Annotated in this window: 14 protein-coding genes and 1 pseudogene; 14 read left to right on the forward strand and 1 reads right to left on the reverse strand. The window is 68.3% G+C overall.

The window, feature by feature from the left end; genetic code table 11:
* Positions 1 to 3 precede the first annotated feature (3 nt).
* The 11 genes and pseudogenes from P73_RS25580 (at position 4) to P73_RS09705 (ending at position 7,253) form a co-directional block, all read left to right on the forward strand.
* Complete coding sequence (locus tag P73_RS25580; protein WP_158401926.1) at positions 4 to 681, forward strand: hypothetical protein; 678 nt, start codon at positions 4 to 6, stop codon at positions 679 to 681.
* 77 nt (positions 682 to 758) lie between these two features.
* Complete coding sequence (locus P73_RS09670) at positions 759 to 1,178, forward strand: hypothetical protein (protein ID WP_043869410.1); 420 nt, start codon at positions 759 to 761, stop codon at positions 1,176 to 1,178.
* 24 nt (positions 1,179 to 1,202) lie between these two features.
* Positions 1,203 to 2,141: a phage tail tube protein gene (locus P73_RS09675; RefSeq protein ID WP_043869411.1), complete on the forward strand. Its 939-nt coding sequence runs from the start codon at positions 1,203 to 1,205 to the stop codon at positions 2,139 to 2,141.
* Positions 2,141 to 2,579: pseudogene (locus P73_RS09680) on the forward strand (hypothetical protein). The gene P73_RS09675 and the pseudogene P73_RS09680 overlap by 1 nt, the downstream one beginning before the upstream one ends.
* 98 nt (positions 2,580 to 2,677) lie before the next feature.
* Positions 2,678 to 2,806, forward strand: a complete 129-nt coding sequence (locus P73_RS26435; RefSeq protein ID WP_281244920.1) for a DUF7697 family protein — start codon at positions 2,678 to 2,680, stop codon at positions 2,804 to 2,806.
* On the forward strand, positions 2,799 to 5,234 hold the full coding sequence (locus P73_RS09685) for a phage tail tape measure C-terminal domain-containing protein (RefSeq protein ID WP_043869412.1): 2,436 nt from the start codon (positions 2,799 to 2,801) through the stop codon (positions 5,232 to 5,234). The genes P73_RS26435 and P73_RS09685 overlap by 8 nt, the downstream gene beginning before the upstream one ends.
* Complete coding sequence (locus P73_RS09690) at positions 5,234 to 5,860, forward strand: DUF2460 domain-containing protein (RefSeq protein ID WP_043869413.1); 627 nt, start codon at positions 5,234 to 5,236, stop codon at positions 5,858 to 5,860. Before P73_RS09685 ends, P73_RS09690 begins: the two co-directional genes overlap by 1 nt.
* Complete coding sequence (locus P73_RS09695) at positions 5,857 to 6,207, forward strand: hypothetical protein (protein ID WP_043869414.1); 351 nt, start codon at positions 5,857 to 5,859, stop codon at positions 6,205 to 6,207. The genes P73_RS09690 and P73_RS09695 overlap by 4 nt, the downstream gene beginning before the upstream one ends.
* Positions 6,200 to 6,331, forward strand: a complete 132-nt coding sequence (locus P73_RS26640) for a hypothetical protein (RefSeq protein ID WP_275451666.1) — start codon at positions 6,200 to 6,202, stop codon at positions 6,329 to 6,331. Before P73_RS09695 ends, P73_RS26640 begins: the two co-directional genes overlap by 8 nt.
* Before the next feature lie 5 nt (positions 6,332 to 6,336).
* The gene (locus tag P73_RS09700; RefSeq protein ID WP_245629258.1) at positions 6,337 to 7,017 is read left to right on the forward strand and encodes a lysozyme; all 681 of its coding nucleotides are present in this window, start codon (positions 6,337 to 6,339) and stop codon (positions 7,015 to 7,017) included.
* Between the two features lie 5 nt (positions 7,018 to 7,022).
* Positions 7,023 to 7,253, forward strand: coding sequence for a hypothetical protein (locus tag P73_RS09705; RefSeq protein ID WP_043869415.1), 231 nt, complete (start codon positions 7,023 to 7,025; stop codon positions 7,251 to 7,253).
* On the opposite strand, the gene P73_RS25585 is transcribed toward P73_RS09705, so the two are convergent.
* Positions 7,254 to 7,538 (reverse strand): hypothetical protein, encoded by a 285-nt coding sequence (locus P73_RS25585; protein ID WP_139267201.1) that lies wholly within the window; start codon positions 7,536 to 7,538, stop codon positions 7,254 to 7,256. It lies immediately after the preceding gene.
* 114 nt (positions 7,539 to 7,652) lie between these two features.
* On the opposite strand from P73_RS25585, the gene P73_RS09710 reads away from it, so the two are divergent.
* From P73_RS09710 to P73_RS09720, 3 genes are read left to right on the forward strand one after another with little or no spacing between them, the layout of a single operon-like run.
* Positions 7,653 to 8,537, forward strand: a complete 885-nt coding sequence (locus P73_RS09710) for a DUF2163 domain-containing protein (RefSeq protein ID WP_043869416.1) — start codon at positions 7,653 to 7,655, stop codon at positions 8,535 to 8,537.
* Positions 8,534 to 8,968: an NlpC/P60 family protein gene (locus P73_RS09715; protein WP_043869417.1), complete on the forward strand. Its 435-nt coding sequence runs from the start codon at positions 8,534 to 8,536 to the stop codon at positions 8,966 to 8,968. The genes P73_RS09710 and P73_RS09715 overlap by 4 nt, the downstream gene beginning before the upstream one ends.
* A gap of 9 nt (positions 8,969 to 8,977) precedes the next feature.
* Positions 8,978 to 12,943: a baseplate multidomain protein megatron gene (locus tag P73_RS09720; RefSeq protein WP_043869418.1), complete on the forward strand. Its 3,966-nt coding sequence runs from the start codon at positions 8,978 to 8,980 to the stop codon at positions 12,941 to 12,943.
* Positions 12,944 to 12,950 lie beyond the last annotated feature (7 nt).

A 12,950-nucleotide genomic window follows, 5' to 3' on the forward strand; every position in this document is an offset into this window, starting at 1 on the left:
CTCATGCGCGAGCTTGAGATTTTGCGTTGCCCGCGCCACAACGGGCGCGTTCTTAACCCTGCGATATCTGATGTGCAGGTCAACAAGAGTTCAATAATGGAACCCATCGTGCCTGTAAAATGCCCTGACTGCGGTTACTTGTATGTCCCGGATCATCCCGAAGACATTGTGCGTCATGCCGAAGTTCACGAAGAAGTCACTTCACCGGATCGCCCAAATCCTGATTCAAGACTCGCTGGCTTAGTGAACCCCACAAGTGGACTGATTATCTTTCAGAGATCTGACCAAAACTTTCTCCACGAAAAACTCTACGGCATCGCACGCCGCTTCAAACGTGAGATGGGATACGATCAAGCTGACTGGGCTCCATTGGGGTATCAAGTTCCCGCCGGTGCAATTGGTGCGATATTCTCAGATGATGAAGGCCGTGCATTGGGTGGCGCAGGGATCTATACAGAAACTCCCTACCGGGACGTATCTCATATGATCGGTTGGATTTGGATCGCACCCGACTTTCGCCGTAAGGGTGTTCTTGCCCGCGCTTTACCCGACCTCGCGATGCGCTTTCCGGGGGCACTCCTTCAGTTTCCTTACAGTGAGGCAATGGAGCGCTTCGCGGCCGCCTCTCCTTTCATCAGCCATAACGGTGGCCCGCTCTATTTGACGGCGCCGAATTCGTAGGCGGCTGAACGGCACCGCAATGCAAATCCGGCGCATGACTGTCAGAATTTGAAACGAATCCCTCATCCGGTTGGAAGATGCCCACCCAACGCGAAACCATCCTCACCGCGCTGCACGCGCGGCTCTCAACGCTGCCCGCGACCGCCCTGCGCGGTGAGGTGTTGCCCGAGCGCGTCCCAGCCAATGGCCTGCTGATCCTGCGCGACGGCGAGCCGGGCGAGCCCGAGGTGACGCTCTCGCCGCTCGCCTACCACTACCAGCACCGGGTCGAGATCGAGGCGGTCGTGCAGGGCGCCGCCCGTGACGCCGCCTTCGACACGTTGACCGCCAGCATCGGCGCGGCGCTCGCCGCCGACCGGACGCTGGGCGGGCTCTGCGACTGGGTCGAGGCGGAAGCGCCGAGGCCGGTCGATCTGCCGGTCGAGGGAGCGGCCAGCCTGAAGGCCGCCGTGATCCCGGTGGTGCTGCACTATTCCACGGCCGACCCGCTGGCCTGACCCAAACGACAACAGGAGATCACCATGGCACGAGCCCAGGGGGCGCGGGCGCAGATGGCGCTTGCGTTCGAGACGACCTATGGCACGCCGCCCGTGGGCGGCTTCACGAAGATGCCCTTTGCCAGCACCACGCTCGGGGCGGAGCAGCCGCTGCTGAACTCGGAGCTGTTGGGCTACGGCCGCGATCCGCTGGCGCCGATCAAGGATGCGGTGACGGCCGACGGCGACGTCGTCGTGCCGCTCGACGCGGAGGCCTTCGGTTTCTGGCTGAAGGCGGCCTTCGGTGCGCCGACCACGACCGGCACTGGTCCGTGGACGCACGAGTTCCAGTCCGGGGCCTGGACGCTGCCGAGCCTCTCCATCGAGACCGGCATGCCCGAGGTGCCGCGCTACGCCATGTATTCCGGCTGCGTCCTCGACCAGATCACCTGGCAGATGCAGCGGTCTGGCCTGCTGACCGCGACCGCCCGGCTGGTGGCGCAGGGTGAGACGGTGGGCACAACGACCAGCGCCGGGACACCCGCCGCGTTGGAACTGAAGCGCTTCGGCCATTTCAACGGGTCGATCACGCGGAACGGCTCGGCGCTCGGCAATGTGGTCTCTGCCGACATCACCTATGCCAACAACCTCGACCGCATCGAGACGATCCGTTCGGACGGCCGCATCGATGGCGCGGACCCGTCCATCGCGGCGCTGACGGGCTCCATCGAGGTCCGTTTCGCCGACAGCACGTTGGTGACGCAGGCGATCAATGGCGATCCCTGCGAGCTCGAGTTCGCCTACGTCCTGCCGTCGGGCGAGAGCTTCACCTTCACCGTGCACGCCGTCTACCTGCCACGCCCGCGCATCGAGATTTCCGGGCCGCAAGGGGTGCAGGCCACCTTCGACTGGCAGGCCGCCCGCGACAGCGTGCTCGGCCGGATGTGCACTGCCACCCTTGTGAACGATGTGGAGACTTATTGATGCTGACGCTCGACCTGACGAATGCGCCGCGCTGGCACGACCTCGCCACCGGCGTCCGGGTGCAGCTGCGCCCGCTGACCACCGCGCTGATGGTGGCGACCCGCAGCGATCCCGCCGTGGAAGCCGTGCCGGAGGACGCCTCCGATGAGGAACGCGCCGTCGCCTTCGCCAAGGCGCTGGCGCGGCGGGCGGTGCTCGCCTGGGAGGGCATCGGCGATGCGGACGGCAATCCCATCGAGACGAGCCCCGAGGCCATCGACGCACTGCTCGATGTCTGGCCGATTTTCGAGGCCTTCCAGCTGACCTACGTCTCCAAAGGCCTGTTGCTGGAGCAGGAAAAAAAACGCCTCCGCGCTCTCGCCGAGTGGTCCTTCGGCGGGGGCGACCGATACTGCGACGCCTGCGCGCAAGCCTGCCCGGACTGCCCGGCGCGGCTGAACCGTCCAGAAACTCCGGAGGGCTGGCAGGTCTGGGATCTGGTCGGCCGCCTCGGCGGCCAGCTGCGGGCGCTGCCGGGAGCGGTGATCGGCTGGGACATGTCGGCGGCGCTGGCGCTCGGTGACGCGCTCGGCGTGCCGCCGCTCGCCATGGCCGAACTGCTGCCCGTCATCGAAGCGGTGATGGTCGCGAAACTCAACGAACAGATGGAACGTCCCGATGGCTGAAAAGCGTGTGTCCGTCCGCCTCGCGGCGGTCGGCGGACGACAGGTGCGCGCCGAGCTGGAAGGTGTCGGCGAGGCCGGATCGCGCGGCTTCGGACGGCTCAGCCGGGAGATGGACGCGGCGAACGCTCGGCTAGCGGCCTTCTCGCGCCGGGTGCGTGTGGCCGCCGCCGCCGCTGTGGCGGCGGCCGTCGCCGCGGGGGTGGCGATGATCCGCTCTGGCCTCCAGACGGTCGATGCGCAGGCGAAGTTGGCGCAGTCCCTCGGCACCACCGTCGCCTCGATCCAGACGCTGGAGCGCGCGGGCGAACTGGCGGGCGTATCCATGTCCGGCATCGAACAGGCCACAAAAGACCTGACGCGCCGCCTCAGCCAGGCGGCGGCCGGGACAGGACCGGCAGCCGACGCGCTCGACCGGCTGGGCCTTTCGGCCAACGACCTGATCGCGCTGCCGCTGGACCAGCGCGTCGGCGCGATCAACGCCGCCATCGAGAACTTCGTGCCTGTCGCCGAACGCGCGGCTGTCGCAGGGCAGCTCTTCGGCGAGGAAGGCTCCATCGCCATGTCGCGGATCGACACCGCGACGCTGCGCCAGGCGACCGAGGACGTACTTGCCTTCGGTGTCGTCGTCTCCGAACAGGATGCCGACCAGATCGAGCGGACGAACGACGCGGTCTCGCGCCTCGGGCTGATCTGGCGCGGTTTGTCGAACCAGCTCGCCGTCGCTGCGGCCCCCGCGCTGGAAGCGGTTGCCAATGCCATGGCGGCCATCGCCAGCCGCACCGGGCCGCTCGGCATCGCCATTCGCGGCCTTTTCGACAATATCGGCCGCCTGACCACCTATGCCGTGACCTTCACGACCTTCCTCGCGGGCCGCTGGGTCGCCGGACTGGCCGCTGCGGCGCTGTCGGTGCGTGGGTTCGCCACCGCGCTCGTCGTCCTGCGCGGGGCTCTGATCCGCACAGGCATCGGTGCGCTGATCGTCGGCGTCGGCGAACTCATATATCAGCTGTCCCAATTCGTGGCCCGCGTGGGCGGGGTCGGCGAAGCCTTCCGGCTGCTCTCCGACCTGGCCTCCGAGGTCTGGTCGCGCATCGGGCTCGCGCTCGACGCCGCGCTGGCCCGCATGGCCGCCGGATGGGAGGGGCTGAAGGTCGCCGCGCTCTCGGCTCTTGACGGCACCGTCGCGGGCGTCGTGGGTTTTGGGGACCGCACTGTCGCGATCTTCCAGGGGGCCTATGATGGCGCGGTGGCGATCTGGGGCGGCCTGCCGGGCGCCATCGGCGATTTCGCCTACCAGGCCGCAAACGGGCTGATCGGCGGGGTCGAGGCGATGCTGAACGGCGTGGTCACCCGCATCAACAGCTTCATCGAGACCCTGAACGCCGCGCTGGCCCTGCTGCCCGAATGGGCGACCGGCGAAGGCGGCGTGCGGATCGGCACGCTCGACGCGGTGGACCTGAGCCGGATCGACAACCCGTTCGAGGGGGCCGCGACGGCGGCCGGCACCGCGGCGGCCGATGCGTTCTCGGCGGCGCTTTCTCGGACCTACATCACTCCGCCCGATCTCGGTCTCGGCGCGATGGCGGAAGACGCGCGTTCCCGCGCCGATGCCTATCGCGAGGCCGCGGGCATGCTGACCGATGCCGCGACCCGGCCGCTTGCTGCCTGGCAGGCGCTGAAGGATGCCGTGACCGGGTCCGGCACGGAGGCCGAGACCGCGCTGACGGACGCCGCGACCTCCGCCGATGCGCTGGCGGCCGGGCTCGACGACACTGCAGCCGCTGCCAATGGCGCCGGAGGTGCTGCCCGCAATGCCGGAACCGCCGCTGGCGAAGGGGCCGAGCGTGCCCTGACCGGCTGGCAGGCCGTGACGGCAGCGCTCTCGGACTATGCCAGCCGGGCGCGGGAGATCGGCGGAGATATCGGCCAGAGCCTCGTCAGCGCGTTTCAGTCGGCCGAGGACGCGGTCGGGGAGTTCGTGAAGACCGGCAAGCTGAACTTCCGCGATCTGGTGACTTCGCTCATCGCCGATCTGGCGAAACTGGCGGCGCGGCGGTTCATTCTCGGTCCCATCGCCAACGCGCTCTCGGGCGCGCTCGGTGGCGCGGGCGGGATCTTCGCCAACATTCTGCACGCGGGCGGCATGGTCGGCTCGTCCGGCCCCTCGCGCATGGTCCCAGCCATGGCATTCGCCGCCGCGCCCCGGATGCATTCTGGCGGCGCGGTGGGGCTTCGGCACGACGAGGTTCCGGCAATCCTGCAGCGCGGCGAACGGGTGCTCTCGCGCCGCGAAGCGCAGAGCTACGGCGCTGGCGGCGGGATCAACGTCACGATCATGGCGCGGGACGCCGAGAGTTTCCGACAATCCCGCACGCAGGTCGCGGCGGATATCGCCCGGGCGGTTTCGCTCGGGCGGAGGGGCATGTGATGGCGTTCCATGAGGTCCGGTTCCCGGACAACATCAGCCGCGGCGCGCGCGGCGGGCCGGAACGGCGCACCCAGATCGTCGAGCTCGCCTCGGGCGACGAGGAGCGCAACGCCAGTTGGGCCAATTCGCGCCGCCGCTACGATGTGGCCTTCGGCATCCGCCGGGCCGACGATCTGGCGGCGGTGGTCGCCTTCTTCGAGGCGCGGAACGGCCGGCTCCATGGCTTCCGGTTCAAGGACTGGGGCGATTACAAGTCTTGCCCGCCTTCGGGAGCACCGACCCCGACAGACCAGGTGATCGGCACCGGCGACGGCACGACGACCGCCTTCCAGCTGGTGAAGCGCTACGCCTCGGGCAGCCAGACGTGGATGCGGACCATCGCCAAGCCGGTCGCGGGCTCGGTCACCATCGCCCTGAATGGCGCGCCGCAAGGGTCCGGCTGGTCCGTCGATACCACGACCGGCGTCATCAACTTCACCACCGCGCCGGGTGCTGGCGTCACGATCACCGCTGGCTTCGAATTCGACGTCCCGGTCCGCTTCGACACTGACGCTCTCGACGTGACGCTCGACCTCGAACGGCTGGGCTCGATCACCTCCATCCCGCTCTTGGAGATCCGACGATGAATGACGAAACCGGATTTCTGGCGGCGGCGCTGAAGGAACTGCTCGCCTCCACGGCGGTGATCCTCGCCGCCTGGGGCGCGCTCGGGGGGGCGACCAATGCGCTGACGACGAAGATGCGGCTGCGCGATGCGCTGCGCCACATCCTGCTTGGCGGTCTGATCGCGGCCGGGATGGGCAGCCTCTCCATGGCCGTCATCACGTCTTGGCTCAGCCTGCCGCCCGAGGCGATCCCGGCCGGGGGCGCGGCGGGTTCGGCCGCCTATCTGGTCGGCGTCTTCGGCCCCGCCTTCATCGAGGTGCTGCTCGCCCGCCTGCGCCACGCCGGGAAAGGCGACGGCGATGCATGACCTTCTCCGCCTCGCGCGTTCCCTGCGCTGCGATCCGACCGATCCTGGCCAGGCCTTCCGCCACCGGCTGGGCGTCGGCATCGCCATCGCCGCGCTGATCCTGATCCTCTCGCTTCTGGGGTGATTTCCATGCAGATGACTGCCAAGAAAATGTCTGATCGCGGCCTATTGGCCCTCGTCCGGCACGAAGGCATCGTGCCCGGACCCTACCGTGATGTGAAACAGGTCTGGACCTTCGGCATCGGCCACACGGCTGCCGCCGGGGCACCCGATCCCGACACCATGCCGCGCGGCATGCCCGCCGATCTGGACGCCGGGATCCGAGAAGCGTTCCGGGTCTTCCGAGCCGATCTTGCGCGCTACGAGGCCGCCGTCCTGCGCGCCGTGAAGGTGCCGCTCGAGCCGCACGAATTCGATGCGCTGGTCTCGTTTCACTACAACACCGGCGGCATCTCCAAGGCGGCGCTCACCCGGCACCTGAACACGGGCGACCGGGCCGCAGCCGCGGCAGCCTTCATGGGCTGGCTCAAACCCGCCGCGATCCGCCCGCGCCGTGAGGCCGAGCGCGCTCTCTTCGTCAAGGGCCGCTATCCCGCCGGCACCATTCCCGTCTGGTCGGTGGATCGCAACGGCCAGGTCGATTTCTCGCGACCGATCCGGCGTCTGACCGAGAACGAGGCGCTGGCGCTGCTGCATCCCGCAAGCGTGCCGATACCGAGACCATCCGTGCCTGCCGCCACACCTGAACCGGCAATCAGCTGGGCCGCACGGCTGGCCGCCTTCTTTTCCACCCTGATCCGGAGGGCCTGATCCCTATGCGCTACATCCGACTGACCTCGCTCACCTGGTGGGCGGGGTGCTTCGCCATGCTCACCGGCATTGCCTCGCTCGCACTGCCCGCCACCGGGCCGCTCGGGGAACTCTCACGCTTCGTCGCGCTGCTCGCAGGTTCAGGCGACACCTCGCCCGCTGGGCTGATGTTCCTCGGGCTGGGCCTGATCGGCCTGCGTGACCGGATCGAGCGCGGGTTCCGCGGCAACAAGTGATCACCGCAGGCGATGTTTCACCTTCAGGAAACTCATCAGCTTTTCCGGGCGATTTGCGAACGGCGAGACTTCCTCGAGCACGGGCAATCCAAGTTCTTGCCTCGCCGACGTAAGATTCCCGAGATGCGGCCCGATCGAAGCGGGATCTCGGTCCGGCAGTCCGCGCCTGCACTGATCTACGATTTCGGACCGGCTAATCCGAAGCCCCCGCTGCTTTCGGTCCACCGCATCCTGATAAGCGGCGTCAGTGATCGCATATTCGCTTTCCTTCCAAGACTGTCCCATTCCGACCTCCAAGTTGGTTTTGGGATCAGGTTACCGCCTCAACCAATAGTTGTCGTCTAACGTTTTGCGTGGCCTGTGCCTCGATCTCGACGACCGAATGACAGGAACCTGCCGATGAAATCCCTCTCGCCCGAGCTTCAGGCCCATCTCGACGAGGGCACGACGACGCTCGGCTGGTGCTGGCGGATCGCCCGGGCCGACGGCGTCACCTTCGGCTTCACCGATCACGACCGCACGCTCAGCTTCGATGGCACGGACTTCGAACCCGAGAGCGGGCTGACGGCGTCCGAGGTTCGCTCGGGCTCGGACCTGTCGGTCGATGCGCAGGACGCGGAAGGCGTGCTGACCTCCGACCGCATCACCGAGACCGACATCCTCGACGGCCGCTGGGACAATGCAGCGGTCGAGGTCTGGCGCGTGAACTGGGCCGACACCGGACAGCGCGTGCTGATGCGGCGCGGAGCCATCGGTCAGATCCGGCGCGGGCGGCTTGCCTTCGTCGCGGAGGTGCGCTCGCTGGCCCATGTGCTGGGCCAGACGGTCGGGCGGACTTTCCAGGCGAGTTGCGATGCGGCGCTCGGCGATGCGCGCTGCGGCGTCGATCTGGAGGACCCGGCCTACAAGGGCGCAGGTGCTGTGGTCGACCTTCTGCGTGACCGCGCATTCACCGCCTCCGGTCTCGGCGGCTTCGAGCTGAGCTGGTTCACCTTCGGCACAATCGAATGGACCTCCGGCGCGAACGCTGGGCGGCGCACCGAGGTGCTGGGCCATGACCTTACGGACGGCATCGCTGTGCTGACCCTGCTCGAGGCACCAGTGCGGGCCATCAGCGAGGGCGACGCCTTCACCATCCGTGCGGGCTGCGACAAGCGGCTGGAGACCTGCGGCGCGAAGTTCGGCAATACCGCCAACTTCCGCGGCTTCCCGCATATCCCCGGCCAGGACACGGTGCTGCGCTACGCCACCAAGGACGGCGGGCACGAGGGAGGTGTGCTGTGACCTCCGCCGATCCCACCCGCGTCATTGCCATCGCGCGGTCCTGGCTCGGCACGCCGTATCACGACCAGGCAAGCCTCAAGGGCGTCGGCTGCGACTGCCTTGGTCTTGCCCGCGGCGTCTGGCGCGAAGTGGTGGGTCCCGAGCCGTTTCCGATGCCGCCCTACTGCCGCGACTGGGGCGAGACGGGCCCGAACGAAGTGCTGGCAGAAGGCGCGCGCCGCATGATGCCCGAGATCGCCCCGGCCGATGCCACTCCCGGTGCACTGGTCCTCTTCCGGATGATGCCCCGCGCCATCGCCAAGCATGTCGGGATCCTGACCGGCCCCGACAGATTCCTCCATGCCTATGAGCGGCTTGGCGTGATTGAGGAGCCGCTGACCCAAGCCTGGCGACGGCGCATCGCCTTCGCTTTCATCTTCCCGCAAAGCTGAGATCCCGACATGGCCACCCTCATTCTCGGCGCCGCCGGTGCCGCCATCGGCGGCTCGATCGGTGGCGCGATCCTCGGCGTCAGCGCGGCGACCATCGGCGGCTTCATCGGTTCCACCATCGGCTCGGTCGTCGACAGCTGGATCGTGTCCTCGCTCGCACCGACCCAACGGATCGAAGGCGCGCGGCTCGACAGCTTGCGCATCACGTCCTCGACCGAGGGGGCGGTGATCCCGCGCCTCTACGGCCGAATGCGGATCGGCGGGAACATCATCTGGGCCACCGATTTCCGCGAGGAGACGAAGACCACCACGCAGGGCGGCGGCAAGGGCGGTGGAGGCGGCAAGGTCAAGACGACCGAGTATCTCTACTATGCCTCCTTCGCCGTGGCGCTCTGCGAGGGGCCGATCACCGGGATCGGGCGCATCTGGGCCGACGGAAAGCCGATGGGCCTCTCGGGCGTCACCTGGCGCTGGTATCCCGGCGACGAGGCGCAGGCGGCCGATCCGTTCATCGCGGCGAAGATGGGCGCGGCCAACACTCCGGCCTATCGCAGCACGGCCTATGTCGTTTTCGAGGAACTGCCGCTGTCGAGCTACGGCAACCGCCTGCCGCAGCTGTCCTTCGAGGTGTTCCGACCGCTCGCCGACCCCGACACAGCCGAGGGGCTGACCCGCGCTGTCACCCTGATCCCGGCCTCGGGCGAGTTCACCTATGCCACCCAGGCCATCCGCAAATCCTCCGGCGGCGCGACGCAGGCCGAAAACTTGAACGCGCTACCCGACACCGCCGACATGGTGGTCGCGCTCGACCGCCTGCAGGCCATGGCGCCGGCCGTCGAGAGCGTCAGCCTCGTCGTCGCCTGGTTCGGCGACGACCTGCGCGCGGGTTCCTGCAAGCTGCGCCCGGGCGTCGAGGTCACGGCGAAATCCACGGCGCCGGTCGGCTGGTCGGTCAATGGCGTCAGCCGCGCCAATGCCATCCTCGTCAGCCGCGACGCTGAAGACCGCCCTGTCTATGGCGGCACGCCCGCTGATTTTGCCGTGGTACAGGCGATCCGGGAGATGAAAGCGCGTGGGCTGCGTGTGACCTTCTATCCGTTCATCCTGATGGATGTGCCGCCCGGCAACACGCTGCCGAACCCGTATTCCGACAATGCCGCCGAGACCGGCCAGCCCACATTCCCCTGGCGCGGCCGGATCACCTGTTCGCCCGCGGCAGGCTATGCCGGGAGCGTAGACAAGACGGCTACTGCCGCCAGCCAGGTCGCGGCCTTCTTCGGCAGCGTCAGCCCCTCCGACTTCGCGATCTCAGGCGAGACCGTCTCCTGGACGGGCCCGTCCGGCGACTGGGGCCTGCGCCGCATGATGCTGCATTACGCCCATCTCTGCGCGGTGGCAGGCGGGGTCGACGCTTTCCTGATCGGCTCTGAAATGCGCGGCCTGACCACCATCCGCTCGGGCGCCAGCAGCTATCCCGCTGTTACCGCGTTCAAGGCGCTCGCCGCCGACGTGCGCGCCATTCTCGGGGCGGGCACGGAGATCGGCTATGCGGCCGACTGGTCGGAATACTTCGGCCATCATCCGGGCGACGGCAGCGGCGATGTCTATTTCCACCTCGACCCGCTCTGGTCGGACGCCAACATCGATTTCGTCGGCATCGACAATTACATGCCGCTCTCCGACTGGCGCGACGGCTTCGGGCATGCGGATGCGGCCGAAGGCTGGCCCGCGATCTACGACCGGGCCTATCTGCAGGAGAACATCGCGGGTAGCGAAGGCTTCGACTGGTTCTACGCATCGGCGGCGGATCGGTCGGCGCAAGTGCGCACGCCGATCACCGATGGCGCCGCCGGCAAGCCGTGGGTCTTCCGCTACAAGGATCTGCGCAGCTGGTGGTCGAACCCGCATTACAATCGCCCGGGCGGGGTAGAGAGCGGCACGCCGACGGCGTGGGTGCCGCAATCGAAACCCATCCGCTTCACCGAACTCGGCTGCCCGGCCATCGACCGGGGCACGAACCAGCCCAATGTCTTCTTCGACCCGAAGTCGTCGGAGAGCTTCACGCCGTATTTCTCGCGGGGCTGGCGCGACGACACCATCCAGCGCGCCTATCTCGAGGCGACCTACCTGTTCTGGGGCGAGGCCGCGAACAACCCGGTGTCCTCGGTCTACGGCGGCCGGATGGTCGATGTGCCGGAATGCGTGGCATGGACCTGGGACGCGCGGCCGTATCCGTTCTTCCCTGAACTGACCGACGTCTGGACCGACGGACCGAACTGGCGGCTCGGCCATTGGCTGACCGGCCGCCTTGGCGCGGTGTCGCTGGCGGCCCTCGTGCGGCACCTCTGCCTGCGCGCCGATCTGCCCGAGGATCGCATCGACGTCACCGGCCTCTGGGGCGCGGTCGAGGGCTATGCCATTGGCGCGCTGGAAAGCCCTCGGGCCTCGATCACCACGCTGGCGCGCCACTTCGGCTTCGATGCCGTCGAGACCGAGGGCGTGATCCGCTTCATCATGCGCGGCCGGGCCTCCGTCGCCACCCTGGAGCCCGATGATCTGGTCGCCGCGCGCGAGGGCGACGTGCTGGAACTGACACGCGGCCAGGAGACCGAGCTGCCACAGGCCCTGAAGTGGCAGGTCGCCCGCGCCGACGAGGATTACGAAGCGGCTCAGGTCGAGGCCAGGCGCATCACCGTCGACACGACGCGCATCGCCTCCGAGAGCTTCCCGATGGCGGTGCCGCCCGAGGAAGCGGAGCGCCGTTGCCGCCGCGCGCTGATGGAAGCTTGGACCGGTCGCGAGACGGCGGCGTTCCGTCTTCCGCCCTCGCGGCTGGCGCTCGACCCGGCCGATGTCGTCATGCTCGCCCATGACGGCCGGTCCATCCCGCTTCGGCTCATCTCGATTGCCGACGCCGACGCGCGCGGCACCGAGGCCGTCCGCCAGGATCGGGAGGCCTACGACCTGCCGCCCGGCGCGCCGCGACCCTCGGCGCTGTCGCAGGCCGTCGTCTTCGGCACGCCCGAGGCGGTCCTGCTCGATCTGCCGCAGCTGACCGATGATCAGGCCGCGCATCGGCCCTTCGCGGCGGCGCATGCGGTGCCTTGGCCCGGCGAGATCGCGGTTTATCGAAGCCCATCGACGGACGGCTTCGACCTGCTAACCACGTTTGGCACACGCGCCCGGATCGGCACGCTGGTCTCGGACTTCTACGCCGGACCCACCTCGCGCTTCGATCTCGGCAACGCGCTGGTGGTCGATCTGCTGACCGGCACGCTGGAAAGCGTCACCGATTTGACCCTGTTCGGCGGCGCCAATGCCATCGCCATCGAGAGCGCGCCCGGCGTCTGGGAGGTCGTGCAGGCGGGCGCGGCCGAACTGATCGCCCCTGGCCGGTATCGCCTGACCCGACTCCTGCGCGGCCAGCGCGGCACCGAGGGCGCCATGGGCAATCCGGCGCCTTCTGGTGCGCGGGTCGTGGTACTCGACGCAGCGTTGACATCGCTGCCGATCGCCGAGGCCGAGCTCGGCATTCCATGGAACTGGCGCATTGGCCCGGCAAACCGCCCGGTCAACGACGAGACCTACGTCGCCCAGACCTTCACGCCCGCGGGCGTGGGGCTGCGGCCGTTCTCCGTCGCCCATGTCGAGCAGCCTTGGCGCGAACCGCGCACGGCCGGGGACCTGACCATCCGCTGGACGCGCCGATCCCGCGCACTCGCCGCCGACAGCTGGGGCGGGCTCGAGGTGCCGCTGGCCGAGGAACTCGAAGCCTACGAGGTCGAGATCCTCGACGGCGCCACGGTGAAGCGGGTGCTGAGCGCGGCCACCGCCAGCGCGATCTACACCGCCGCCGCCCAGACCGCCGACTGGGGCGCGGTGCTCGGTCCGGGCGACACGCTCGACATTCGTCTCTTCCAGCTCTCTGCCCTCGTCGGGCGGGGCGCACCCAAGACAGTCACGCTCACGTTCTGAAGGCCAC

Origin of the sequence: Celeribacter indicus (assembly GCF_000819565.1) — a bacterium.
GTDB lineage: Bacteria > Pseudomonadota > Alphaproteobacteria > Rhodobacterales > Rhodobacteraceae > Celeribacter > Celeribacter indicus.